Genomic DNA, 24,721 nt, shown 5'->3' on the forward strand with positions numbered 1-24,721 from the left:
CGTCACTGCAGGATCAGCCGGGTCGGGATCGCCGGCTCGCCGTGCGCCAGCTTCAGGCCCTCCCACGGCAGGCTGTGCAGGCCGGAAGCGACGCGGTCCCGCGCCGCGGCCAGCGCCGTCGCCCCGGTGTCGGTGACCACGTCGCCGCCGCGGACCAGCGGAACGGTCAACATTCGGCCCGAGTCCACAGGTGGTCGGCCATCCGGATACACCACTTCCTCGACGATGGTGCCGCTCGGGCGGAACATTCGCAGCGCCCGCTTGCGCCCACCAGCCGATGTCTTGTCGACGCTGCGCTTGTGCACCGGCACACCGTCCACCTCGACCAGCTTGTAGACGAAGCCGGCCGCCGGCGCACCCGAGCCGGTCACCAGCGCGGTGCCGACGCCGTAACTGTCCACCGGCGCGGCTCGCAGCGCCGCGATGGCGAACTCGTCGAGATCGCCGGAGACCACGATCTTGGTGGCGGCGGCACCCAGCCGGTCCAACTGGTCGCGGACCTGGTGAGCCAACACCGCCAGTTCACCGGAGTCGATACGGACCGCGCCGAGCCCCGGACCGGCCGCCTCGACGGCATTGGCCACTCCGGTGGTGACGTCGAAGGTGTCCACCAGCAGCGTGGTGTCGACACCCTGCGCGGCGACCTGGGCGCGGAACGCCGCCAATTCGCCGGCAGCGTCTGCGCCGGCGTGCAACAGGGTGAAGGCGTGCGCGCTGGTGCCGAGCACCGGCACACCGTGACTGCGGTGTGCCTCCAGATTGGACGTCCCGGCGAACCCCGCCAGGTAGGCGGCCCGGGCCGCTGCGACGGCGGCCCGCTCGTGGGTGCGGCGGGAGCCCATCTCGATCAGCGGCCGGCCGTCGGCCGCGCTGACCATCCGAGCGGCCGCCGAGGCGATCGCGGTGTCGTGGTTGAAGATCGACAACAGCAGCGTCTCCAGCACGATGCACTCGGCGAAGCTGCCGTGCACGCTGAGCACCGGCGAACCGGCGAAGTACAACTCGCCCTCGGGGTAGCCGTCGACGTCGCCGCGAAAACGGAAATCACCCAGGTAGGCCACCGTCTCCGGATCCAGGAACTCGGCGAGCAGACTCAGCGCGGCGTCGTCGAAGCCGAACGCGGTCAGCGCCGCCAGGAACCGGTCGGTGCCGGCCACCACCCCGTAGCGGCGGCCCTCGGGGAGTCGGCGGGCGAAACATTCGAAGCTGGTCCGGCGACCGGCCGTGCCATCGCGCAGCGCGGCAGCCAGCATGGTCAGCTCGTACTTGTCGGTGAGCAGCCCGCCGCCGGGGGCCGAGGTGTTCACCCGGCAACCGTATCGCCATTCGTATCGGCTGGACTTGACCCCACCTCGGCTCGGTATCCTGAGCGGTATGGCCACGTCAGGAACGACGTCCACCCCGGTGAAACCGCAGGGCACCGGCCAGCGGCACACCGACCCGGTCGAGGAGACCGCCTCCCCATGGGTGACCCTCGTCTGGGACGACCCGGTCAACCTGATGACCTATGTGACCTACATCTTTCAGAAGCTGTTCGGTTACAGCGAGCCGCACGCGACCAAGCTGATGCTGCAGGTTCACCAGGAGGGCAAGGCCGTGGTGTCCGCGGGAAGCCGGGAGTCGATGGAGGTCGACGTGTCCAAACTGCATGCCGCCGGGTTGTGGGCGACCATGCAGCAGGACAGCTGAGACGTCAACCGAAGGGAACCGGACCTCACCGTGCACAAGTGGAAGCGGGTTGAAACCGACGACGGCCCCCGCTTTCGGTCCGCGCTGGCACTGCACGAGGCTGCGCTGCTCCGGAGCCTGGTCGGCTCGATCGTCGGCATGCTCGAGGCGCGTGAATCCGCCTCTCCGCCGGACGAACTCGAACAGATGACCGGGATGAAGACGGGCAATGCCAGGCCGCCGGAGGACGCCACCACGCGACGGCTGCTGCCGGACTTCTACCGTCCCGATGGCGACGGCGCAGTCGCGCCGGTCGACGACTCCACGGTGGACGCAGATGGGCTGAACGCGGCGCTGCGCAGCCTGCATGAGCCGGAGATCATCGATGCGAAACGCGGTGCGGCACAACAGGTGTTGGACACGCTCCCGGAGCGGGGCGGTCGTTTCGAGCTGACTGAGGAACAGGCGGACGCCTGGATCGTGGCGGTCAACGACATCCGCCTGGCGCTGGGCACGATGTTGCAGATCGGTCCCGACGGCCCTGATCAGCTGCCGCCGGGTGATCCGATGGCCGGTCAGCTCAACGTCTATCAGTGGCTCACCGTGCTGCAGGAATACCTGGTGGTCGCACTGATGGGAAGGCCCAGACGATGATGGATATGGGTTCGATCACCGAGGTCGCCGGCATCCGGGTGGGCCATCACCACCGGCTCGATCCGGATGCGACGCTGGGGTCGGGCTGGGCGAGTGGGGTCACCGTCGTGTTGACGCCGCCCGCGACGGTCGGTGCCGTCGACAGCCGTGGGGGCGCGCCGGGAAGCCGGGAGACCGATCTGCTGGACCCGGCCAACAGCGTGCGCTGGGTGGACGCGGTGGTGCTCTCCGGCGGGAGCGCCTACGGGCTGGCGACCGCCGACGGCGTGATGACCTGGCTGGAGGAGCAGGGCCGCGGGGTGGCGCTGGACGGCGGCGTGGTGCCGATCGTGCCCGCGGCGGTCGTCTTCGACCTGCCGGTCGGCGGCTGGGACCGGCGGCCCACCGCGGAGTTCGGCTATGCCGCCGCGGCGGCCGCCGCCGGTCCCGATGGTGAAAACCCGGCGACCGGCTGCGTCGGCGCCGGAGTGGGGGCTCGGGCCGGGGTGTTCAAGGGCGGGGTGGGCACCGCCTCGGTCACGCTGGAACTCGGGGAGCACACCGTCACGGTGGGGGCGCTGGTGGTGGTGAACCCCACCGGCGAGGTGATCGATGACACCACCGGGCTGCCCTGGTCGGCCTACCTCGTCGAGGAATTCGGTCTGACCGCGCCGCCGTCGGAGCAACTGGCGGTGCTCGCCGGGCTGGAGCCCAAAGCCGGCGCGCTCAACACCACCATCGCGGTGGTGGCCACCGACGCCGCGCTCAGCCCGGCCGGCTGCCGGCGGATGGCGATCGCCGCCCAGGACGGGCTGTCGCGCACCATCCGGCCCTCCCACACCCCGGTGGACGGCGATACGGTCTTCGCGTTGGCGACCGGGGCCGTCGAGGTCCCTGCGCTGCCGGGAACTCCGGCCGCGATGTCTCCGGAGACCGGGCTGGTCACGGCGGTGGGCGCCGCCGCGGCGGACTGTTTGGCCCGCGCGGTGCTGGTGGGAATTCTGGCCGCCGAGCCGGTGGCCGGAATACCGACCTACTCCGGCACGTTGCCGGGGGCGTTCGCCAACAAGCCGACCGGCGCGACGGGAAGGTCGTGATGTGCTGACTATTCGTGCCGACCTGGTCGAGGCGATGGTCGCCCACGCTCGGGCCGATCATCCCGACGAGGCGTGCGGGGTGCTGGCCGGACCGGAGGGTTCCGACCGGCCCGAACGCCACATCGCGATGGTCAACGCCGAACGCTCGCCCACCTTCTACCGGTTCGACTCGGCCGAGCAGCTGCAGGTGTGGCGTGCCATGGAGGATGCCGACGAGGCGCCGGTGGTGATCTATCACTCCCACACCGCGACCGAGGCCTACCCGAGCCGCACCGACATCGCACTGGCCGGCGAACCCGACGCACACTATGTATTGGTGTCCACCCGCGACCCGGACCGGCACGAACTGCGCAGCTATCGCATCGTTGACGGCGTCGTCACCGAAGAGCCCGTCACAATCGTTGAGAGCTACAAAACCGAGGAGTCGCCGTGACTGTCACTGTCTCTGTCCCCACCATCCTGCGGCCGCACACCGCCGGCGAGAAGCGCGTCCAAGCCGATGGGGCGACCCTGGCGGCGGTGATCAGCGACCTGGAGTCCAATCACCCCGGGATCTCGGCGCGTCTGCTCGATGACGGCAAGCTGCACCGCTTCGTCAACATCTACGTCAACGACGAGGACGTGCGGTTCTCCGGCGGACTGGACACCGCGATCAGCGACGGCGACTCGGTGACCATCCTGCCCGCGGTGGCTGGGGGATAGGCCGCCCGCATGACTCGATATGCCTCGCTGCTGGCAGCGCTGGGCAACACCCCGCTGGTTGGGTTGCCGCGGCTCTCACCGCGCTGGGACGACGCCGCAGACGGCGCCCACGTGCGGTTGTGGGCGAAGCTCGAGGATCGCAACCCGACCGGGTCGATCAAGGATCGCCCGGCCCTGCGGATGATCGAGCAGGCCGAGGCCGACGGGTTGCTGGCGCCGGGGGCGACCATCCTGGAACCCACCAGCGGCAACACCGGCATCTCGCTGGCGATGGCCGCGCGGCTCAAGGGCTACCGGATGATCTGCGTGATGCCGGAGAACACCTCGATCGAACGGCGCCAGATCCTGGAGTTGTACGGCGCCCAGATCATCTCCTCGCCGGCCGAGGGCGGGTCCAACACCGCGGTGGCCACCGCCAAGCAGCTCGCGGCCGACAACCCGGACTGGGTGATGCTCTACCAGTACGGGAACCCGGCCAACACCGATGCGCATTACCAGGGCACCGGCCCGGAGCTGCTGGCAGATCTGCCCGAGATCACCCACTTCGTCGCCGGGCTGGGCACCACCGGAACCCTGATGGGCACCGGGAAGTACCTGCGCGAGAATGTGCCTGACGTGCAGATCGTCGCCGCCGAGCCCCGCTACGGCGAGGGTGTCTACGCACTGCGCAATATCGACGAGGGATTCGTGCCCGAACTCTACGATCCGGCGGTGTTGACCACCCGGTTCTCGGTCGGGTCAGCCGACGCGGTGCGCCGCACCCGGGAGCTGATCGACGCCGAGGGCATCTTCGCCGGCATCTCCACCGGTGCGGTGCTGCATGCCGCGCTCGGGGTCGGGGCCAAGGCGTTGCAGGCCGGTGCCCGCGCCGACATCGCGTTCGTGGTGGCCGATGCCGGCTGGAAGTATCTGTCCACCGGCGCTTACTCCGGCACCCTCGACGACGCCGAGGACGCTCTGGAAGGACAGCTGTGGGCATGACCCCCCGGGCCGGCGGCTCGCCTGCGCCACGGCCCGGGGAAAGGCCCGCCTGGCGCACCGGCGGGGTCACCGTGGTGGGTTTCGTCGCCCTGCTCTACCTCGTCGAGGCCGTTGATCAGCTCGGCGGGCACCGGCTGGACGACAACGGCATCCGGCCACTGGAGACCGACGGCCTGTGGGGGGTGCTGTTCGCGCCGCTGCTACACGCGAACTGGGCGCATCTGCTGGCCAACACCGGTCCCGCACTGGTCTTGGGCTTCCTGGTGACATTGGCCGGGCTGTCGCGGTTCCTACTCGCCACCGCCATCGTGTGGGTGGTGGGCGGACTGGGCACCTGGCTGATCGGCAATGTCGGGTCGGCATGCGGGCCCACCGATCACATCGGCGCCTCCGGACTGATCTTCGGCTGGATGGCCTTTTTGGTGGTGTTCGGGCTGTTCACCCGCAGCATCTGGCAGATCGTGGTCGGGTTCGTGGTGCTGGTGCTCTACGGCGGCATCCTGTGGGGGGCGGTACCGGTGCTGAACGTGTGCGGGGGAGTCTCCTGGCAGGGTCACTTGTGCGGGGCGATCGCGGGGGTGCTGGCCGCCTACCTGCTGTCGGGCCCCGAGCGTAAAGCCCGCGAACGTCGTCGGGCGGTGACGGCGTGATCGGGATCTTCGACTCCGGCGTCGGCGGACTGACCGTCGCACGCTCGATCATCGACCAGCTGCCCGACGAGGACATCATCTACGTCGGCGACACCGGCAACGGACCCTACGGGCCGCTGCCCATCCCGCAGGTCCGTGCGCACGCCTTGGCCATCGGCGACGACCTGGTCGAGCGCGGCGTCAAAGCACTGGTGATCGCCTGCAACACCGCGTCGGCGGCGTGCCTGCGCGATGCCCGGGAACGTTACGACGTGCCGGTCATCGAGGTGATCCTGCCGGCGGTGCGCCGGGCGGTCGCCACCACCCGCAACGGCCGGATCGGGGTGATCGGAACGCAGGCGACCATCACCAGCCACGCCTACCAGGACGCGTTCGCCGCCGCTCGCGACACCGAGATCACCGCGGTGGCCTGCCCGCGCTTCGTCGACTTCGTCGAGCGCGGTATCACCAGTGGCCGGCAAGTGCTGGGGCTGGCCGAGGGATACCTGGAACCGCTACAGCGCGCCGGGGTAGACACCCTGGTGCTGGGCTGCACCCACTATCCGCTGCTGTCCGGGTTGATTCAGCTGGCGATGGGCGAGCCGGTGACGCTGGTGTCCAGCGCGGAGGAGACCGCCAAGGAGCTGCTGCGGGTGCTCACCGAACGTGATCTGCTGAGCCCGCACGAGACCGGCCCGGCCACCCGGGTGTTCGAGGCGACCGGTGATCCGGAGGCATTCGCCGAATTGGCCACCCGCTTTCTGGGCCCGGCGATCACCGGTGTCGGGGCGGTCCGGCGTCATGCTCCCCTGAGTTAGCCATGACCGTGATTTCGATGACGAATAGCGGGCAAAGCGCACGTGTCTTGGTCATCCTCACGACGAACATGGCACAGTAGGAAACGTGCGACTGACCGTACTCGGCTGCTCCGGGAGTGTGGTGGGTCCGGACTCGCCGGCATCGGGCTACCTCCTGCAGGCTCCGGACACACCACCGCTGGTCATCGACTTCGGGGGCGGGGTGCTGGGCGCGCTACAGCGTCACGTCGACCCGGGTTCGGTATGCGTGCTGTTATCGCACCTTCACGCCGACCATTGCCTGGATCTGCCGGGGTTGTTCGTCTGGCGCCGCTACCACCCATCGGTGGCGACCGCGCCGTTCGCCAAGGGCTTCATCTACGGTCCCAGTGACACCTGGTCACGGATGGGGGCGGCTTCCTCTCCGTACGGCGGCGAGATCGACGACATCACCGACATCTTCGATGTGCACACCTGGATGGACGGCCAGCCGGTGTCGTTGGGATCCCTGACGGTGCAGCCCAAGCTGGTATGCCACCCGACCGAGTCGTTCGGGATGCGGATCACCGATGCTTCCGGCGCCACGCTGGTCTACAGCGGCGACACCGGCTACTGCGACGGGGTGATCGAACTGGCCCGCGGCGCCGATGCGTTCCTGTGCGAGGCTTCCTGGACCCACGAGGCCAACCGCCCGCCGAACCTGCACTTGTCGGGCGCCGATGCGGGGCGCATCGCCGCTGCCGCCGGTGTCGGCCAACTGCTGCTGACCCATATCCCGCCGTGGACATCACGCGAAGACGTGATCCGCGAGGCCAAAGCCGAGTTCGACGGGCCGGTGCACGCGGTGGTGTGCGACGAGAGTTTCGACATCCGGCGGTCCTGACCGCTGCGCCCGCCGTTAGGGTTGGTCGCGTGTCCAAACGAGAAGACGGTCGCCTCGACGACGAGCTGCGCCCGGTCGTCATCACCCGCGGATTCACTGCGAACCCGGCCGGGTCGGTGCTGGTCGAATTCGGCAACACCCGGGTCATGTGCACGGCCAGCGTCACCGAGGGCGTTCCGCGGTGGCGGAAGGGTTCCGGGAGTGGTTGGCTGACCGCCGAGTACGCCATGCTGCCCGCCGCCACTCACACCCGCTCCGACCGTGAGTCGGTGCGGGGCAAAGTCGGAGGGCGCACCCAGGAGATCAGCCGTCTGGTCGGTCGGTCGCTGCGCGCCTGTATCGACCTGGCGGCGCTGGGGGAGAACACCATTGCGATCGACTGCGATGTGCTGCAGGCCGACGGCGGGACCCGAACCGCGGCGATCACCGGGGCCTATGTGGCGCTCGCCGACGCGGTCACCTACCTGTCGGCCGCCGGCAGGTTGTCGGATCCGCGCCCGCTGTCGTGCGCGATCTCGGCCGTCAGTGTCGGTGTCGTCGACGGGCGGGTCCGCGTCGACCTGCCGTACGAAGAGGACTCGCGCGCCGAGGTCGACATGAACGTCGTCGCCACCGACACCGGAACCCTCGTGGAGATCCAGGGCACCGGCGAGGGGGCGACGTTCCCGCGCTCGACGCTGGACAAGATGCTCGACGCGGCACTGGGCGCCTGTGAAACGTTGTTCGTGGTGCAGCGCGAAGCGTTGGAACTGCCCTATCCCGGTGTGCTGCCGGAGGGGCCCGCGCCGAAGAAAGCGTTCGGCAGCTGATCGACCTGCTGGTGGCCAGCCGTAACCGCAAGAAGCTGGCCGAGCTCAACCGGGTGCTCGAACACGCCGGTGTCTCGGGCCTGCGGCCGGTCTCACTGGATGAGGTGGCACCGTATCCCGAAGCGCCCGAAACCGGAGCGACCTTCGAGGAGAATGCCCTGGCCAAGGCGCGCGACGGTTATTCTGCGACCGGATTGCCTTGTGTCGCAGACGATTCCGGGTTGACCGTCGCCGCGCTCAACGGCATGCCGGGGGTGCTGTCGGCGCGCTGGTCGGGCGAGCATGGCCAGGACGGCGCCAATACCGCCCTGCTGCTGGCACAGCTGCGTGATGTTCCCGACGATCGGCGCGGTGCGGCATTCGTGTCGGTCTGCGCGCTGGTCTGGGGTACCGGAGCCGATGACGAGGTGGTGGTGCGCGGCGAGTGGCCGGGCAGCATCGCCCGGGAACCCCGCGGCGATGGGGGATTCGGTTACGACCCGGTGTTCGTCCCGGATGGCGAGGCGCGTACCGCGGCACAGCTGTCGGCGGCGGAGAAAGACGCCGCATCGCATCGCGGCCGGGCGCTGGCGCTGCTGATGCCGACGCTGCGGACGCTCGTGTGAGTCCTCGCCGAACCTGAGCGCCGCCGTCAGAGGTTGAACTGCGCCTTGATGTTTCGGCTCTGGAAGTGCTCGACGATGATGCCGAGCAGCGGAACGGTGCCGGCCAGCAGCACCCCGATGGTCTTGCCGAGTGGCCAGCGGACCTTGACCGCCAGATTGAAAGTTGACAGCAGGTAGGCGAAGTACACCCAGCCGTGCACCACGCCGATCCACGTCGGCGGATTGTCCACCTTGACCACGTAGTGCATGACCAGCTCGTAGCACAGTGCGATCAGCCAGACACCTGTCGCCCACGCCATGACCCGGTAGGGCAGGAGTGCGCTGCGGACCTTCTCGGCGGGGGCCGCCTGCGCGGGTGTCTCGGTCATGCGGTGTTCCTGTTCTCTCGGTCGTTGTCGGTGAGCTCGGCCAGGTAGGCGTTGTAGTCCCGCAGTTCGGGGTCATCGTCGGGGGTAGCGGCGGGCGGGGGTGGTTCCGGCAGCAGTCCGGCCGGTATCTCGGTCACCGTATCGGGTCGGTGTGGCTCCGGCGGCGCTTCTTCGTAGCGGACGAATTTGCGGTAGGCGTAGACGCAGAACCATGCGAACAGCGGCCACTGCAGGGCGTAGCCCAGGTTCTGGAAAGTGCCGTTGAGTTCCTGGAATCGGGTCCATTGCCACCATCCCAGCGCCAGGCACGCACCGGCGGCGACGATCACCAGCACGACAAGTGCTGGTCTCCGACGCCGTGTAGTGGACACCCCTTGACCGTACCGCGCCACCTTGCCGTGCCTCCCCACGCCGGCGGTACCATCGCTACGCCGCGCGGGCGTGGTGGAATTGGCAGACACCCGGGCTTTAGGTGCCCGTGCTCGAAAGAGCGTGAGGGTTCGAGTCCCTCCGCCCGCACAAATTTTTCACCGATAACGCCATGTCGTCGGGGGCTCATCGGTGACAGAATGGAGCGCGTAGTCCTTACCGGATTGGTTGTGTGTGATGAAGAAGCAACTCATCGCAATGGCGTTCAGCGCGGTGCTGGCCGGTGTCCTAACAGCCCCTCCTCCCGCGGCATTTGCCGACGATCCCAGCAGTGAGGACCAGGCGTTCTTCGACGAGCTTCAGCACGAGGGACTGCACCCCGACTACGACAAGCAGGTCTGCGGCACCATGAAGTGCGCATCGATGCGCGATCTGCTGGTGCAAGAGGGCCACGAGGTGTGTTCGGCGCTGAGCCGCTCGCCGAGGCTGGTGCCGGTCTCGGTGATCGCGAACCTGGAGGTATCGCCCGACCAGGCGCACGCCATCATCAGCGCGGCCCGGCTGGCCTACTGCCCGCAGTCGCCGGACCCGTATTCGAGATCTGCCTGAACCGTCACGGCTCGTTCGCGGTCACTCGTGTGTGCGTTTCACCGAGGGACTCCGAGTCGCGGGCTCTGCGCGCGTTGATCACCACGCCCAGGGCGGCCAGCGCCCAGATGACGTACTGGACGGTCCAGGCCAGCCGGAACGCCGAGAACGAATAACCGCCGGCCATCGCGATGACGATTCCCATCGCCTGCATGACCACCAGCGTGGCGATGAAACCGCCGGTGTTGACCATGCCCTGCGCGGTGCCCAACGCGGCCGGCGGGTTGTGGGTGCGGGCGAAGTCGAACGCCAGGATCGACACCGGCTGGCCCGCCGAGATCACCACGATCAGCAACGCCAGCAGCCAGTGCGGCGCGGGGGAGGGCAGCGCCAGCAGTACGGCCCAGGTGCAGGCGGTCAGGGCGATCATCGCCAGCACCAGCCCCGCTCGGTGCTCGGGCCGGCGCGCGGACAGGGTCCCGGTCAGTAGCCCGACCACGACGAAGGTCGCTACCGACAGCGTCAGCAACGCACCGGCCACGCTGCGTGAAAGCCCCTGTGCGGTTGTCAGGTACGGCACGCCCCACATCAGCGCAAAGACGTTCGCCGAGAACGGCGTGCCCATGTGGGTGAAGAAGCCCAGCTTGGTTCCCGGCCGTGACCAGACCGTCTTGACGTCACTGAAGACCGCCCGAAACGTCCGCGGCTGCACGGTAATGGGCGTTCCCGCCGGAGCATCGCGGCACACGCCGAGGGTCAGCGCGACGGCCAGCACACCCAGGGCGGCTGCCGACAGGTAGGCCGCCGTCCAGCCGTGGTGCAGCAGAATCGCCAGGAACGGCACCGCTGAGAGAAGCTGCCCGAACTGACCGCAGATCCCGGTCAGCTGGGTCAGTAGCGGGACGCGTTCGGGTGCAAACCAATTCGGCAGCAATCGGATGACGGAGATGAACACGAACGCGTCGCCCAGCCCGACGACGGCGTATGCGCCGAGTGCGATGGGCAGCGAATGGGTCAGCGAGAGCGTCAACTGAGCGGCGGAGAGCACCCCGACGCCGGTGGCGATCATCGCCTTGGGGCCGAATCGGTCCAGCAGCACTCCGGCTGGAATCTGCATCGATGCGTAAACGATGAGCTGCAGGATCACGAACGACGACAAGGCGCTCGGGCCGGCGCTGAACCGCTCGGCGGCGTCCAGACCCGACACCCCGAACGTGGTGCGGTCCAGCACCGCCACCACGTAGGACAGCAGCCCGGTGCCCCACACGATCCAGGGACGCCATGAGCGACCTGCCTCCCGCGCCTGTGTCACCCGGCCATCCTGCCCTGTGGCGGTGAGACACCCGTGATCGGCGGGGGTCTGCCGTATCGTTTGGCGCGTGTTGATTTCCCGGCGCGACGTGCTCAAATTCGCTGCGACCGCCCCGGCTGCGATCGGTCTCGGCGCCGCGGCGTCGGCACTGCTGGCGGCGACGGCCCAAGCGGCTCCGTTGGGCATCCTGCTGGACTATGCGGCCGGTGTCTTGACCGCCGAAGAGATCGCAGCGGCCGGTGCCGCCGGAGCCATCCGCTACGTCTCGGACCGCCGGCCCGGCGCTGACTGGATGCTCGGCAAGCCGATTCAGCCGGCCGAGGCGCACGATCTGAATCAGAACGGCCTCAAGATCGTCTCCTGCTATCAGTACGGCAAGCAGGCGACGGCGGACTGGCTGGGCGGCCAGGGCGCCGGCGTCGAGCACGCCCAGCGCGGCGTGCAACTGCACAGCGCGGCGGGCGGGCCGGACAATGCGCCGATCTACGCGTCGATCGACGATGACCCGTCATATGACCAATACCAGCAGCAGGTGGCCCCCTACCTGCGCGGTTGGGAATCGGTGATCGGGCCGGAGCGCACTGGTGTCTACGCCAACTCCAAGACCATCGAGTGGGCGGTGCAGGACGGCCTGGGTTCCTACTTCTGGCAGCACAACTGGGGTTCGCCGGGCGGCATCGCCCACCAGGCGGCCAATCTGCATCAGGTCGAGGTCGACAAGCGCAAGGTCGGCAACGTCGGAGTCGATATCAACGAGATCCTCGCACCCGAGTTCGGTCAGTGGGCCTGACCCGCGCGGGGCGCTTCGGCTGCCGTCCCGAGTAGCGCTGCGCCGCCCGTCGGGTGGCGCGGATCACCACGCCTGGTTGACACCGTGACCGCGGCTGTCGACGACGACTTCGGTCGGTCGGATTCGAACATAACGATTAGATAACAATGCAGCCTTGATCAGCGCCGTTGTGGCTACTGGACCGTAACCCCGCGCATGCAGGACGTTTGTTCTTCTTGGCCCAGGGCACCGTCGAAGCGCGTGATATTCGCAGGTGGGTTACCCGAGCGTAGAACTCACCAGTAACCAATTAGCTGCAGAAACGGCACAGGTTCTTATGACACTCTTACTGCTGTAGCGCGGCCGCGACGACGCGAGAGCCCGCTGCCCGACAAGGGCCCAGCCGGTCACGCCGGCAGGCGACGGCAAAGACGCGATGTTCCAGAGCAGGGGAGATATATAACGTGACGATCCACGAACATGACCGGGTGTCCGCCGACGGCGCCGGCTCAGGGCCGCGTCCCAACGCCTCGTCCGCCCTGGTGGATCGTCTGACAGCCGGCGAACCGTACGCGGTCGCCTTCGGCGGCCAGGGCAGCGCCTGGCTGGAGTCGCTCGAGGAGCTGGTCTCCTCCGCCGGGATCGAGACCGAGCTGGCCACGCTGGCCGGTGAGGCCGACCTGCTGCTGGAGCCGGTCGCCAAGGAACTCGTCGTGGTCCGTCCGATCGGCTTCGAACCGCTGCAGTGGGTGCGGGCGCTGGCAGCCGAAGACCCGATCCCGTCGGCTAAACAACTGACCTCGGCTGCCGTGTCGGTCCCGGGTGTCTTACTCACCCAGATCGCCGCGATGCGGGCGCTGGAGCGCCAGGGGCTGGACCTGGCGGCCACCCCGCCGGTCGCCACTGCTGGGCACTCGCAGGGCATCCTGGCCGTCGAGTCGCTGAAAGCCGGCGGCGCGGCAGACGTGCAGCTGCTGGCGATCGCCCAGCTGGTAGGGGCCGCGGGAACCCTGGTGGCCCGTCGTCGCGGTATCACGATCCTGGGTGACCGCCCGCCCATGGTGTCGGTCGGCAACGCCGACCCGGAGCGCATCCAGCAACTGCTGGAGGAGTTCGCCACCGATGTGCGTACGGTGCTTCCGCCGGTGCTCTCGATCCGCAACGGCCGGCGTTCGGTCGTCATCACCGGCACCCCCGAGCAGCTGTCGCGCTTCGAGCTGTACTGCGAGCAGATCGCCGAGAAGGAAGCCGCCGAGCGCAAGAACAAGCTGCGCGGCGGCGCGGTCTTCGCTCCGGTCTTCGAGCCGGTGCAGGTCGAGGTCGGTTTCCACTCGCCGCGGTTGTCCGACGGCGTCGAGATCGTCGGTCAATGGGCCGCCAAGGTGGGCCTCGACGTGGCGCTTGCCCGCCAGCTGGCCGAGTCGATCCTGGTCGGCCAGGTCGACTGGGTGGACGAGATCACCGCCCTGCACGGCGCGGGCGCCCGCTGGATTCTGGACCTGGGGCCCGGCGACATCCTGACCCGGCTGACCGCACCCGTGATCCGCGGCCTGGGCATCGGGATCGTGCCGGTGGCGACTCGCGGCGGGCAGCGCAACCTGTTCACCATCGGCGCCGTCCCGGAGGTGGCGCGGCCCTGGACGAGTTACGCCCCGTCAGTGGTTCAGCTTCCCGACGGCAGGGTCAAGCTCGACACCAAGTTCACCCGGCTGACCGGCCGGTCGCCGATCCTGCTGGCCGGTATGACGCCGACCACCGTCGACGCCAAGATCGTCGCCGCGGCCGCCAATGCCGGGCACTGGTCCGAGCTGGCCGGCGGCGGGCAGGTCACCGAGGAGATCTTCAACGACCGGGTCGCGGAGCTGACCACGTTGCTGGAGCCGGGCCGCACGGTCCAGTTCAACTCGTTGTTCCTGGACCCCTACCTGTGGAAGCTGCAGGTCGGCGGAAAGCGCCTGGTGCAGAAGGCCCGTGCGTCCGGCGCCCCGTTCGACGGCCTGGTGATCAGCGCCGGCATCCCGGAGCTCGAGGAAGCCGTCGAGCTGATCGGCGAGCTCAACGAGGCGGGCATCAGCCACGTGGTGTTCAAGCCCGGCACCGTCGAGCAGATCCGGTCGGTGATCCGCATCGCCGCCGAGGTGCCCACCACCCCGGTGATCGCGCACGTCGAGGGCGGCCGTGCCGGTGGTCACCACTCCTGGGAGGACCTCGACGACCTGCTGCTGGCCACCTACTCCGAGCTGCGTTCGCAGCCCAACATCACCCTCTGCGTCGGTGGCGGCATCGGCACCCCCGAGCGGGCCGCCGAATACCTGTCGGGGCAGTGGTCGCTGGAGTATGGCTTCCCGTCGATGCCCGTTGACGGCATCCTCGTCGGCACCGCGGCGATGGCCGCCAAGGAGGCCACCACTTCGCCGGCGGTGAAGCAGATGCTGGTCGACACCACCGGCACCGATCACTGGATCGGCGCAGGAAAAGCCCAGGGCGGCATGGCTTCGTCGCGCAGTCAGCTCGGTGCCGACATCCACGAGATCGACAACACCGCCTCCCGGTGCGGCCGGCTGCTCGACGAGGTCGCCGGCGACGGCGACGCGGTCACAGCGCGCCGCGACGAGATCATCGCCGCGCTGGCCGACACCGCCAAGCCGTACTTCGGTGACGTCCCCGAGATGACCTACGCGCAGTGGCTGCGCCGATACGTGGAGCTGGCGATCGGCGCGGGCGACTCGACCGCCGACACCGCCTCGCCGGACAGCCCTTGGCTGGCCGACACCTGGCGGGAGCGGTTCGGCTCGATGCTGCAGCGCGCCGAAGCCCGGCTCAACGAGGTCGAATCCGGCCCGATCGAGACCCTGTTCACCGATTCCGACGCGGCGATCCTGGAGCGTCCGGCCGACGCAATCGCCGCGCTGTTGGCCCGCTACCCCGAGGCCGAGTCCGTCCGGCTGCACCCGGCCGACGCGCCGTTCTTCACCCAGCTGTGCAAGACGCCGGGCAAGCCGGTCAACTTCGTGCCGGTGATCGACAAGGACGTGCGCCGGTGGTGGCGCAGCGACTCCCTGTGGCAGGCGCATGACGCCCGCTACACCGCGGAGCAGGTGTGCATCATCCCGGGCATCACCGCGGTGGCCGGCATCACCCGGGTGGACGAGCCGGTCGGGGAGCTGCTGGACCGCTTCGAGCAGGCGGCGATCGACCAGGTGCTGGCGGCCCTCCAGAAAGAAGGAGGGCAGCCGCGACCCGTCACGGCACGCCGTCAGGGCCGTACCGATGTGACCGGCCCGCTGGCCGTGCTGCTCGACGCTCCCGACGTGCTGTGGGCGGGTCGCACCGCCACCAACCCGGTGCACCGCATCGGTGCCTCCGACGAGTGGCAGGTGAACGAGAATCGCACGGCCAACCACCCCTCGACTGGAGCACGTCTCGAGGTCGTCTCGGATCGCAACGTCGTCCTCAGCGTGCCGCTGTCCGGCGTCTGGATCGACATTCGCTTCACGGTGCCGGATGCCGTCGTCGACGGCGCCACCCCGCTGGTCTCCACCGAGGACGCCGCGACCGCCATGCGCGCGGTGCTGGCCATTGCGGCCGGTGTCGACGGCCCGAGCGCGCTGCCACCGGTGGTCGACGGCTCGGCCACGGTGACGGTGGAGTGGAACCCCGAGCAGGTCGCCGACCACGCCGGGGTGACCGCCACGTTCGGTGCGCCGCTGGCCCCCGGACTGTCCACCGTGCCCGACGCGCTGGTCGGCCGTTGCTGGCCCGCGGTGTTCGCTGCCGTCGGGGCAGCCACCACCGACGCCGGATTCCCCGTCGTCGAGGGTCTGCTGTCGCTGGTGCACCTGGACCACGCGGCTCAGCTGCTCGCCGCACTGCCGGGGGAACCGGCCGAATTGACTGTCACTGCAACGGCTTCGGCGGCCACCGACACCGAAGTCGGGCGTGTCGTCCCGATCTCGGTCACCGTCTCGGCAGCTGATGGAACGGTGCTGGCCACCTTGGAGGAGCGGTTCGCGATCCGCGGGCGCACCGGCGCCGCGGAACTCACCGACCCGGTCCGGGCGGGCGGCGCAGTCTCCGACAACGCCACTGACACGCCGCGTCGTCGCCGTCGTGACGTCACGGTGTCCGCGCCCGTCGACATGCGGCCGTTCGCGATGGTCTCCGGGGACCACAACCCGATCCACACCGACCGGGCCGCCGCGCTGCTGGCCGGCCTGGAATCGCCCATCGTGCACGGCATGTGGCTCTCGGCCGCGGCGCAGCACGTGGCGACCGCCACAGACGGCCAGGCTCGCCCACCGGCGCGGCTGGTCGGCTGGACTGCGCGCTTCCTCGGCATGGTCAAGCCCGGCGATGACGTCGACTTCCGCGTGGACCGGGTCGGAATCGACCTGGGCGCAGAGGTTCTGGAAGTCAGCGCACGGATCGGCTCGGACCTGGTGATGTCGGCGACGGCACGGCTGACCGCCCCCAAGACCGTCTACGCGTTCCCCGGTCAGGGCATCCAGCACAAGGGCATGGGTATGGACGTCCGGGCCCGGTCCAAGGCCGCCCGCAAGGTCTGGGACTCCGCGGACACCTTCACCCGCGACACCTTGGGCTTCTCAGTGCTGCACGTGGTGCGCGACAACCCGACCAGCCTGATCGCCTCCGGTGTGCACTACCAGCACCCCGAGGGTGTGCTGTACCTGACGCAGTTCACCCAGGTGGCGATGGCCACGGTGGCCGCCGCGCAGGTCGCCGAGATGCGCGAGCAGGGCGCATTCGTCGAGGGTGCGATCGCCTGCGGTCACTCCGTCGGCGAGTACACCGCACTGGCTTGTGTCAGTGACGTCTACGAGTTGGAGGCGTTGCTGGAGGTGGTGTTCCACCGTGGCTCGAAGATGCACGACATCGTGCCGCGTGACGCCATGGGGCGGTCGAACTACCGGCTGGCCGCCATCCGGCCGTCGCAGATCGACCTCGACGACGCCGACGTCACTGCGTTCGTCGCCGAGATCGCCGAGCGCACCGGGGAATTTCTGCAGATCGTCAACTTCAACCTGCGCGGCTCGCAGTATGCGATCGCCGGCACGGTGGCCGGCCTGGAGGCGCTGGAGGCCGAGGTCGAGCGGCGCCGTGAGATCTCCGGCGGCAAGCGGTCGTTCATCCTGGTGCCCGGGATCGACGTGCCGTTCCACTCCGAGGTGCTCCGCATCGGCGTCGATGACTTCCGGCGGTCGCTGGAGCGCGTCATGCCACGGGACACCGACCCCGAGCTGATCGTCGGACGCTACATCCCCAACCTGGTGCCCAAGCCGTTCACCCTGGACCGAGAGTTCATCCAAGAGATTCGCGACCTGGTGCCGGCCGAGCCCCTCGACGAGATCCTGGCCGACTACGACACCTGGCGCAACGAGAAGCCGAGCGAGCTGTGCCGCAAGGTCGTCATCGAGTTGCTGGCATGGCAGTTCGCCAGCCCGGTGCGCTGGATCGAGACCCAGGACCTGCTGTTCATCGAGGACGCCGCCGGCGGCCTGGGCGTGGAGCGGTTCGTCGAGATCGGGGTGAAGTCCGCTCCGACGGTCGCCGGGCTGGCCACCAACACGCTCAAGTTGCCCGAGTACGCCCACAGCACGGTGGAAGTACTCAACGCCGAGCGGGACGCCGCGGTGCTGTTCGCCACCGACACCGACCCCGAGCCGGAGCCGGAGGAGGAGGAAGCATCAGTTGAAGCTTCCGCGGAGGCCGCTCCTGCCGTGGGGGCCCCGGCGCCCGCGGCGCCTACGGCTCCGTCGGGTGCTCCGCGCCCCGACGACATCGCGTTCGACGCCGCCGATGCCACCCTTGGGCTGATCGCATTGAGCGCCAAGATGCGCATCGACCAGATCGAGGCGCTGGACTCCATCGAGTCCATCACCGACGGCGCGTCGTCGCGGCGCAACCAGTTGCTGGTGGACCTGGGCTCGGAGCTGAACCTGGGCGCCATCGACGGGGCCGCCGAGGCCGACCTGTCGGGGCTGAAGTCACAGGTGACCAAGCTGGCGCGCACCTACAAGCCGTACGGCCCGGTGCTGAGCGATGCCATCAACGACCAACTCCGCACGGTCCTCGGGCCGTCCGGCAAGCGGCCCGCCGCGATCGCCGAACGGGTCAAGAAGACCTGGGAGCTCGGCGATGGCTGGGCCAAGCACGTCACCGTCGAGGTGGCGCTGGGCACCCGCGAAGGCACCAGTGTCCGGGGCGGCGCCCTGGGCGGCCTGCACGAGGGCGCGCTGGCCGATGCCGCCTCGGTCGACAACGTCATCGACGCCGCGGTGGCCGTGGTGGCCGCCCGCCGGGGTGTGGCGGTGAGCCTGCCGTCGGCCGGCGGAGGTGGCGGTGCGACGGTGGACGCCGCCGCGCTGGGGGAGTTCACCGAGCAGATCACCGGCCGCGACGGCGTGCTCGCCTCGGCGGCCCGCCTGGTGCTGGGTCAGCTCGGCCTCAGCGACGATATGGCCGTGGTCCCGGGCAGCACCACCGACGGCGAGCTGATCGACCTGGTCAGCGCCGAACTGGGTTCGGACTGGCCGCGGCTGGTGGCGCCGGCGTTCGACGGGCGCAAGGCGGTGCTGTTCGACGACCGCTGGGCCAGTGCCCGTGAGGATCTGGTCAAGTTGTGGCTGACCGGCGAGGGCGAGATCGACGCCGACTGGCCTCGGCTCGCCGAGCGCTTCGAGGGCGCCGGCCACGTCGTCGCCACCCAGGCGACCTGGTGGCAGGGCCGCGCACTGGCCGCGGGCCGGCAGATTCACGCGTCGCTGTTCGCCCGGATCGCCGCCGGCGCGGAGAACCCGGGCCGGGGCCGCTACTGCGACGAGGTGGCGGTGGTGACCGGCGCGTCGAAGGGCTCGATCGCCGCGTCGGTGGCCGGCCAGCTGCTCGACGGCGGCGCAACCGTCATCGTGACCACGTCCAAGCTCGACGACGACCGCCTGGTCTTCTACCGCAACCTCTACCGCGACCACGCCCGTTTCGGCGCGGCGCTGTGGGTGGTGCCGGCCAACATGGCTTCTTACTCCGACATCGACGCGCTGGTCGAATGGGTGGGCGCCGAGCAGTCGGAAAACCTTGGGCCGCAGTCGATCCACCTCAAGGACGCGCAGACCCCGACGTTGCTGTTCCCGTTCGCGGCGCCGCGCGTGTCCGGTGATCTCTCGGAGGCCGGTTCGCGTGCCGAGATGGAGATGAAGGTGCTGCTGTGGGCGGTGCAGCGGCTGATCGGTGGCCTGTCGAAGATCGGTGCCGAACGCGACATCGCCTCCCGGCTGCACGTGGTGCTGCCCGGCTCGCCCAACCGCGGCATGTTCGGCGGTGACGGCGCCTACGGCGAGGCCAAAGCCGCGCTGGACGCGGTGGTTTCGCGCTGGAAGGCCGAGTCATCCTGGGCTTCTCGGGTCAGCCTGGCCCACGCCCTGATCGGCTGGACGCGCGGCACCGGGCTGATGGGCCACAACGACGTCATCGTCGACGCGGTCGAAGAAGCCGGCGTCACCACCTACTCGACCGAACAGATGGCGGCCATGTTGTTGGGCCTGTGCGACGTCGAGTCCAAGGTGGCCGCGGCCAACGCGCCGATCGAGGCCGACCTGACCGGTGGGCTGGGCGAGGCGAATCTGGACATGGCCGAGCTGGCCGCCAAGGCCCGCGAGGAGATGACAGCCGAGGCAGCCGACGCGGAACTCGAGGACGCCGCCAACATCATTGCGGCGCTGCCGAGTCCGCCGCGCGGCTACCTGCCGGCGCCTCCGCCGGTCTGGGCCGACCTCGACGTCGACCCGGCCGATCTGGTGGTCATCGTCGGCGGTGCCGAACTGGGCCCGCTCGGCTCGTCGCGCACCCGTTTCGAGATGGAGGTCGCCGGCGAACTGTCGGCCGCCGGGGTGCTGGAGCTGGCCTGGACCACTGGACTGATCAAGTGGGAAGACGACCCGACTCCGGGCTGGTACGACACCGAGACCGGGGACCTGGTCGACGAGGCGGAACTGGTCGATCGCTACCACGACACCGTGGTGGAGCGGGTCGGTGTCCGCGAATTCGTCGACGACGGTGCGATCGACCCCGACCACGCGTCGCCGTTGCTGGTCAGTGTCTTCCTGGACAAGGACTTCTCATTCGTGGTCTCCAGCGAGGCCGACGCGCGGGCCTTCGTCGAGTTCGACCCCGAGCACACCCTGGTGCGCCCGGTGCCGGACTCGTCCGACTGGCAGGTGATCCGCAAGGCGGGCACCGAGATCCGGGTGCCGCGCAAGAGCAAGCTGTCGCGGACCGTGGGCGCTCAGATCCCGACCGGGTTCGACCCGACGGTGTGGGGGATCAGCCAGGACATGGCCACCTCCATCGACCGGGTGGCGCTGTGGAACATCGTCGCGACCGTGGACGCGTTCTTGTCGGCGGGCTTCACCCCGACCGAGCTGATGCGCTGGGTGCACCCGTCGCTGGTGGCCAGCACCCAGGGCACCGGCATGGGCGGTATGACCTCGATGCAGACCATGTACCACGGAAACCTGCTGGGGCGGTCCAAGCCCAACGACATCCTGCAGGAGGTTCTGCCGAACGTCGTTGCCGCACACGTGGTTCAGAGCTACGTCGGGTCCTACGGCGCGATGATCCACCCGGTTGCCGCATGTGCCACCGCGGCCGTGTCGGTCGAGGAGGGTGTCGACAAGATCCGGTTGGGCAAGGCCGAGCTGGTGGTCACCGGCGGTTACGACGACCTGACTCTGGAAGCCATCATCGGCTTCGGTGACATGGCGGCCACCGCCGACACCGAGATGATGCGCGCCAAGGGGATCAGCGACTCGAAGTTCTCCCGTGCCAACGACCGGCGCCGGCTGGGCTTCGTCGAGGCCCAGGGCGGTGGGACCATCCTGCTGGCCCGCGGCGACCTGGCGGCCAAGATGGGTCTGCCGGTCCTGGCGGTGGTGGCCTACGCGCAGAGCTTCGCCGACGGCGTACACACCTCGATTCCGGCTCCGGGCCTGGGTGCCCTGGGCGCGGGTCGGGGCGGCAAGGACTCGATGCTGGCCCGTTCGCTGGCCAAGCTGGGCGTGGGCGCCGACGACATCGCGGTGGTTTCCAAGCACGACACCTCGACGCTGGCCAACGACCCCAACGAGACCGAGCTGCATGAGCGGCTGGCCGACTCGCTGGGCCGCTCGGATGGTGCGCCGCTGTTCGTGATCAGCCAGAAGAGCCTCACCGGGCACGCCAAGGGCGGCGCGGCGGTCTTCCAGATGATGGGCCTGTGCCAGGTGCTGCGCGACGGGGTAATCCCGCCCAACCGCAGCCTGGACTGCGTCGACGACGAGCTGGCCACCGCCGGGCACCTGGTGTGGGTGCGCGAGACGCTGGAGCTGGGGGAGAAGTTCCCGCTCAAGGCCGGGCTGGTCACCAGCCTCGGGTTCGGTCACGTCTCCGGTCTGGTCGCGTTGGTGCACCCGCAGGCGTTCCTGGCCGCACTGGACCCCAGCCAGCGCGAGGCGTATCTGGAGCAGGCGTCCGGCCGGGTGCTGGCCGGCCAGCACCGACTCGCCTCGGCGATCGCCGGCGGCCGCCCGATGTACGAGCGGCCCGCCGACCGGCGGTTCGACCACGACACGTCGGAGAAGCGTCAGGAGTCGGCAATGCTGCTCAACCCGGCGGCACGGCTCGGCGACGGCGACGTCTACATCGGATAATCTCCCCGGTTATGAGCATCGTTGGGGTGGGGATCGATCTGGTGTCGATAACCGACTTCGCCGAGCAGGTCGACCAGCCGGGGACGGTGTTCGCCGAGACGTTCACCCCCGGTGAGCGCCGCGACGCCTCCGACAAGAGTTCGTCGGCGGCTCGGCATCTGGCGGCCCGGTGGGCGGCCAAGGAGGCGGTGATCAAGGCGTGGTCGGGGTCGCGGTTCGCGCAGAAACCGGTGCTGCCGGAGGCGATACACCGCGATATCGAGGTGGTCACCGACATGTGGGGGCGCCCGAAGGTGCGGCTCTCCGGTGAGATCGCCCGGCACTTGGCGGACGTGACGATCCATGTGTCGCTCACCCACGAGGCCGACACCGCCGCCGCGGTGGCCATCCTCGAGGTCGGTTAACCTTGCCGCGAGCGTGCGTGTCCCCGGCCAACGCGCCGCGCTGATTCCCGTTTTTGCGCACGCTCACGCGAAGGGGTGACGCCATGAGCGATCTGGTGCAGCGAGTCCGCGACGTGCTGCCGTCGGTGCGGGCCGACTTGGAGGACCTGGTGCGCATCGAGTCGGTGTGGGCCGATCCGGCGCGGCGACCCGAGGTGCAGCGCAGTGCGCAACTGACCGCAGACCTGCTGAGCCAGGCCGGTTTTCCGGACGTGCAGATTGTCGCCGAGGGCGGCGCACCGGCCGTCATCGCCCACTATCCGGCGCCACCGGGAGCGCCGACCGTGCTGCTCTACGCCCATCACGACGTGCAGCCCGAAGGTGACGCCGACCAGTGGGCATCGCCGCCGTTCGAGCCGACCGAACGCGACGGGCGACTCTACGGACGTGGCAGCGCCGACGACAAGGCGGGCATCGCAACACATTTGGCGGCATTCCGGGCGCACGGCGGCCGTCCGCCGGTCGGGGTGACGGTCTTCGTCGAAGGCGAAGAGGAGTCCGGTTCGCCGTCGCTGGGGGCGCTGCTGGCCGCGCACCGGCAAGCGTTGAGCGCCGACGTGATCATCATCGCCGACTCCGACAACTGGAGCACCGATGTTCCGGCGCTGACGGTGTCACTGCGCGGGCTCGCCGACTGTGTGGTGGAGGTCGCCACGCTGGACCACGGCCTGCACTCCGGGCTGTGGGGTGGGGTGGTGCCCGACGCGCTGAGTGTGCTGGTGCGGTTGCTGGCCGGCTTGCACGATGACGACGGCAACGTCGCGGTGGCCGGGCTTCATGAAAGTATCGCTGCCCCAGTTGATTACCCGCCGGAGCGGGTGCGCGCAGACACCGGCATGTTGGACGGGGTGAGCGAGATCGGTACCGGTTCGGTGCCGCAAAGAATGTGGGCCAAACCGGCGATCACCGTCATCGGCATCGATACCACCAGCGTTGCCGCGTCGTCGAACACGCTGATCCCGCGGGCGCGCGCCAAGATCAGCATGCGAGTGGCCCCCGGTGGTGACGCCGCCGCCCACCTCGACGCGCTGAGCGCACACCTGCAGCAGCATGCCCCGTGGGGAGCGCAGGTCAGCGTCACGCCCGGTGACATCGGCCAGCCCTATGCCATCGACGCCACCGGCCCGGTGTACGAGGCGGCCAGGGCCGCGTTCGCGCAGGCGTGGGGTGTCGAACCGATCGACATGGGCATGGGCGGTTCGATCCCGTTCATCGCGGAGTTCGCCGCCGCCTACCCGCAGGCCACCATCCTGGTCACCGGGGTGGAAGATCCCGGGACCCAGGCGCACAGCATCAACGAGAGCCTGCACCTGGCTGTGCTGGAGCGTGCTGCCATCGCCGAGGCGCTGCTGCTGCAGAAGCTGGGCGCACCGCTCGCGTAGGTGCGCTCAACGCCCGGCGGCTGCGGCCTCCAGCGCGGCGATGTCGAGTTTGACCATCGTGTACATGGCCTGCTTCACCCGATGAACCCGGTCGGGATCCGGGTCGGTCATCAACTCCGACAACCGCTGCGGAATCACCTGCCAGGACAGGCCGTAGCGATCGGTGAGCCAGCCGCACTGGACTTCCCTGCCCCCGTCGCTCAGCGCGTCCCAATAGTGGTCGATCTCGGCCTGGTCGACGCAGTAGATCTGGATCGAGATGGCATGGTCGAAGGTGAAGTCCGGGCCGCCATTGATTGCGGAGAACTGCCCGCCGTCCAGATCGAACAACACCTCCAACGGGGTGCCGTCGCGCTCCGGGTTCTCTGCGCCCCAGTACGAGACGGCGGTGACCTTCGAATTGGGAAAGATCGACACGTAGTATTCGGCGGCTTCCAACGCCTGGGTGTCGAACCACAAACTCGTCCGGGTCACCGGCATGTGCTGCTCCTTAACGGTCGGCGGCTAGACGTCCAGATCGCGCCGAAGTTTGGCCACATGGCCGGTGGCGCGCACGTTGTACTGGGCTACGACGATCTTGCCGTTCTCGTCGACGACGAACGTCGAGCGGATGACCCCCTGCACGGTCTTGCCGTACATCTTCTTCTCGCCGAAAGCGCCCCAGGCCGCCAGCACGGTGCGGTCGGGATCGGACAGCAGCGGGAACGTCAGCCCTTCGGTGTCGCGGAACTTGGCCAGCTTGGCCGGCTTGTCGGGTGAGATGCCGACGACGTCGAGCCCGGCGTCGGCGAAATCACGCAGGTTGTCGCGGAAGTCGCAGGCCTGCTTGGTGCAACCGGGTGTCGAGGCCGCCGGGTAGAAGTAGACGACGACCCGTCGTCCCCGGTAGTCGGCCAGCGACACGGTGTTGCCGTCGGCGTCGGGAAGGCTGAACGCGGGCGCTTGGTCGCCGGGCGCCAGGCGTGCGGTGTCGGTCAAGAACTGC

Annotated in this window: 22 protein-coding genes and 1 tRNA gene; 17 read left to right on the forward strand and 6 right to left on the reverse strand. The window is 69.1% G+C overall.

All coding sequences use genetic code 11. The features are described from left to right. Positions 1-2: 2 nt before the first annotated feature. On the reverse strand, positions 3-1,307 hold the full coding sequence (locus ACZYY4_RS03070) for a nicotinate phosphoribosyltransferase (RefSeq protein WP_463807990.1): 1,305 nt from the start codon (positions 1,305-1,307) through the stop codon (positions 3-5). Positions 1,308-1,374: 67 nt separating this feature from the next. On the opposite strand from ACZYY4_RS03070, the gene clpS reads away from it, so the two are divergent. The 11 genes from clpS to rdgB all read left to right on the forward strand — a co-directional run bounded on the left by clpS (position 1,375) and on the right by rdgB (position 8,804). Beyond that, positions 1,375-1,689: an ATP-dependent Clp protease adapter ClpS gene (gene clpS / locus ACZYY4_RS03075; protein WP_463807991.1), complete on the forward strand. Its 315-nt coding sequence runs from the start codon at positions 1,375-1,377 to the stop codon at positions 1,687-1,689. A 30-nt stretch (positions 1,690-1,719) separates the two neighbouring features. After that, positions 1,720-2,322 (forward strand): oxidative stress transcriptional regulator AosR, encoded by a 603-nt coding sequence (aosR, locus tag ACZYY4_RS03080; protein ID WP_463807992.1) that lies wholly within the window; start codon positions 1,720-1,722, stop codon positions 2,320-2,322. Positions 2,323-2,327: 5 nt separating this feature from the next. Beyond that, positions 2,328-3,398 (forward strand): P1 family peptidase, encoded by a 1,071-nt coding sequence (locus ACZYY4_RS03085; RefSeq protein ID WP_463807993.1) that lies wholly within the window; start codon positions 2,328-2,330, stop codon positions 3,396-3,398. A 1-nt stretch (position 3,399) separates the two neighbouring features. Next, complete coding sequence (locus tag ACZYY4_RS03090) at positions 3,400-3,831, forward strand: M67 family metallopeptidase (protein ID WP_463807994.1); 432 nt, start codon at positions 3,400-3,402, stop codon at positions 3,829-3,831. Next, complete coding sequence (locus ACZYY4_RS03095; protein WP_463807995.1) at positions 3,828-4,100, forward strand: MoaD/ThiS family protein; 273 nt, start codon at positions 3,828-3,830, stop codon at positions 4,098-4,100. The genes ACZYY4_RS03090 and ACZYY4_RS03095 overlap by 4 nt, the downstream gene beginning before the upstream one ends. Before the next feature lie 9 nt (positions 4,101-4,109). Next, positions 4,110-5,081: a cysteine synthase gene (locus ACZYY4_RS03100; RefSeq protein WP_463807996.1), complete on the forward strand. Its 972-nt coding sequence runs from the start codon at positions 4,110-4,112 to the stop codon at positions 5,079-5,081. Further along, positions 5,078-5,731, forward strand: coding sequence for a rhomboid family intramembrane serine protease (locus ACZYY4_RS03105; RefSeq protein WP_463807997.1), 654 nt, complete (start codon positions 5,078-5,080; stop codon positions 5,729-5,731). The genes ACZYY4_RS03100 and ACZYY4_RS03105 overlap by 4 nt, the downstream gene beginning before the upstream one ends. Beyond that, the gene (gene murI / locus ACZYY4_RS03110; RefSeq protein WP_463807998.1) at positions 5,728-6,528 is read left to right on the forward strand and encodes a glutamate racemase; all 801 of its coding nucleotides are present in this window, start codon (positions 5,728-5,730) and stop codon (positions 6,526-6,528) included. The genes ACZYY4_RS03105 and murI overlap by 4 nt, the downstream gene beginning before the upstream one ends. A gap of 85 nt (positions 6,529-6,613) precedes the next feature. Continuing rightward, positions 6,614-7,390, forward strand: a complete 777-nt coding sequence (locus ACZYY4_RS03115; protein ID WP_463807999.1) for a cyclic nucleotide-degrading phosphodiesterase — start codon at positions 6,614-6,616, stop codon at positions 7,388-7,390. A 29-nt stretch (positions 7,391-7,419) separates the two neighbouring features. After that, positions 7,420-8,199, forward strand: coding sequence for a ribonuclease PH (gene rph / locus ACZYY4_RS03120; protein WP_463808000.1), 780 nt, complete (start codon positions 7,420-7,422; stop codon positions 8,197-8,199). Continuing rightward, on the forward strand, positions 8,196-8,804 hold the full coding sequence (rdgB, locus tag ACZYY4_RS03125; RefSeq protein WP_463808397.1) for an RdgB/HAM1 family non-canonical purine NTP pyrophosphatase: 609 nt from the start codon (positions 8,196-8,198) through the stop codon (positions 8,802-8,804). Before rph ends, rdgB begins: the two co-directional genes overlap by 4 nt. A gap of 26 nt (positions 8,805-8,830) precedes the next feature. On the opposite strand, the gene ACZYY4_RS03130 is transcribed toward rdgB, so the two are convergent. After that, entirely contained in the window at positions 8,831-9,172 is a 342-nt protein-coding gene (locus ACZYY4_RS03130) for a DUF3817 domain-containing protein (protein ID WP_463808001.1), read from the reverse strand. After that, positions 9,169-9,543, reverse strand: coding sequence for a hypothetical protein (locus ACZYY4_RS03135; RefSeq protein WP_463808002.1), 375 nt, complete (start codon positions 9,541-9,543; stop codon positions 9,169-9,171). The genes ACZYY4_RS03130 and ACZYY4_RS03135 overlap by 4 nt, the downstream gene beginning before the upstream one ends. Positions 9,544-9,607: 64 nt before the next feature. Here ACZYY4_RS03135 and ACZYY4_RS03140 point away from each other — a divergent pair. Together ACZYY4_RS03140 and ACZYY4_RS03145 are read left to right on the forward strand one after the other, a co-directional pair. Continuing rightward, positions 9,608-9,691, forward strand: a tRNA-Leu gene (locus ACZYY4_RS03140). A gap of 87 nt (positions 9,692-9,778) precedes the next feature. After that, the gene (locus tag ACZYY4_RS03145) at positions 9,779-10,150 is read left to right on the forward strand and encodes a DUF732 domain-containing protein (protein ID WP_463808003.1); all 372 of its coding nucleotides are present in this window, start codon (positions 9,779-9,781) and stop codon (positions 10,148-10,150) included. A 4-nt stretch (positions 10,151-10,154) separates the two neighbouring features. Here the strand turns inward: ACZYY4_RS03145 and ACZYY4_RS03150 are convergent, their stop codons facing one another. Continuing rightward, positions 10,155-11,396: an MFS transporter gene (locus ACZYY4_RS03150; RefSeq protein ID WP_463808400.1), complete on the reverse strand. Its 1,242-nt coding sequence runs from the start codon at positions 11,394-11,396 to the stop codon at positions 10,155-10,157. A gap of 112 nt (positions 11,397-11,508) precedes the next feature. On the opposite strand from ACZYY4_RS03150, the gene ACZYY4_RS03155 reads away from it, so the two are divergent. The 4 genes from ACZYY4_RS03155 to ACZYY4_RS03170 all read left to right on the forward strand — a co-directional run bounded on the left by ACZYY4_RS03155 (position 11,509) and on the right by ACZYY4_RS03170 (position 23,736). After that, a complete protein-coding gene (locus ACZYY4_RS03155; protein ID WP_463808004.1) occupies positions 11,509-12,231 on the forward strand; it encodes a DUF1906 domain-containing protein in 723 nt (240 codons plus the stop codon). Positions 12,232-12,674: 443 nt separating this feature from the next. After that, positions 12,675-21,911: a fatty acid synthase subunit beta domain-containing protein gene (locus ACZYY4_RS03160; RefSeq protein WP_463808005.1), complete on the forward strand. Its 9,237-nt coding sequence runs from the start codon at positions 12,675-12,677 to the stop codon at positions 21,909-21,911. An 11-nt stretch (positions 21,912-21,922) separates the two neighbouring features. Further along, positions 21,923-22,315, forward strand: coding sequence for a holo-ACP synthase AcpS (acpS, locus tag ACZYY4_RS03165; protein ID WP_463808006.1), 393 nt, complete (start codon positions 21,923-21,925; stop codon positions 22,313-22,315). Between the two features lie 83 nt (positions 22,316-22,398). Next, positions 22,399-23,736 (forward strand): M20/M25/M40 family metallo-hydrolase, encoded by a 1,338-nt coding sequence (locus ACZYY4_RS03170; RefSeq protein WP_463808007.1) that lies wholly within the window; start codon positions 22,399-22,401, stop codon positions 23,734-23,736. Positions 23,737-23,742: 6 nt separating this feature from the next. Here the strand turns inward: ACZYY4_RS03170 and ACZYY4_RS03175 are convergent, their stop codons facing one another. Both ACZYY4_RS03175 and bcp read right to left on the reverse strand, forming a co-directional pair. Then, on the reverse strand, positions 23,743-24,216 hold the full coding sequence (locus tag ACZYY4_RS03175) for a VOC family protein (RefSeq protein WP_463808008.1): 474 nt from the start codon (positions 24,214-24,216) through the stop codon (positions 23,743-23,745). Positions 24,217-24,240: 24 nt separating this feature from the next. Continuing rightward, complete coding sequence (bcp, locus tag ACZYY4_RS03180) at positions 24,241-24,714, reverse strand: thioredoxin-dependent thiol peroxidase (protein WP_463808009.1); 474 nt, start codon at positions 24,712-24,714, stop codon at positions 24,241-24,243. Positions 24,715-24,721: the final 7 nt, after the last annotated feature.

The sequence above is a fragment of the Mycobacterium sp. IDUB_21 genome, assembly GCF_055419425.1.

Coding starts and splice junctions, on each gene's coding strand:
- ACZYY4_RS03170 (WP_463808007.1), top strand. CDS start 22,399: ATGAGCGATCTGGTGCAGCGAGTCCGCGACGTGCTGCCGTCGGTGCGG.
- ACZYY4_RS03175 (WP_463808008.1), bottom strand. CDS start 24,216: ATGCCGGTGACCCGGACGAGTTTGTGGTTCGACACCCAGGCGTTGGAA.
- ACZYY4_RS03085 (WP_463807993.1), top strand. CDS start 2,328: ATGGGTTCGATCACCGAGGTCGCCGGCATCCGGGTGGGCCATCACCAC.
- ACZYY4_RS03105 (WP_463807997.1), top strand. CDS start 5,078: ATGACCCCCCGGGCCGGCGGCTCGCCTGCGCCACGGCCCGGGGAAAGG.
- ACZYY4_RS03100 (WP_463807996.1), top strand. CDS start 4,110: ATGACTCGATATGCCTCGCTGCTGGCAGCGCTGGGCAACACCCCGCTG.
- ACZYY4_RS03130 (WP_463808001.1), bottom strand. CDS start 9,172: ATGACCGAGACACCCGCGCAGGCGGCCCCCGCCGAGAAGGTCCGCAGC.
- ACZYY4_RS03145 (WP_463808003.1), top strand. CDS start 9,779: ATGAAGAAGCAACTCATCGCAATGGCGTTCAGCGCGGTGCTGGCCGGT.
- clpS (WP_463807991.1), top strand. CDS start 1,375: ATGGCCACGTCAGGAACGACGTCCACCCCGGTGAAACCGCAGGGCACC.
- acpS (WP_463808006.1), top strand. CDS start 21,923: ATGAGCATCGTTGGGGTGGGGATCGATCTGGTGTCGATAACCGACTTC.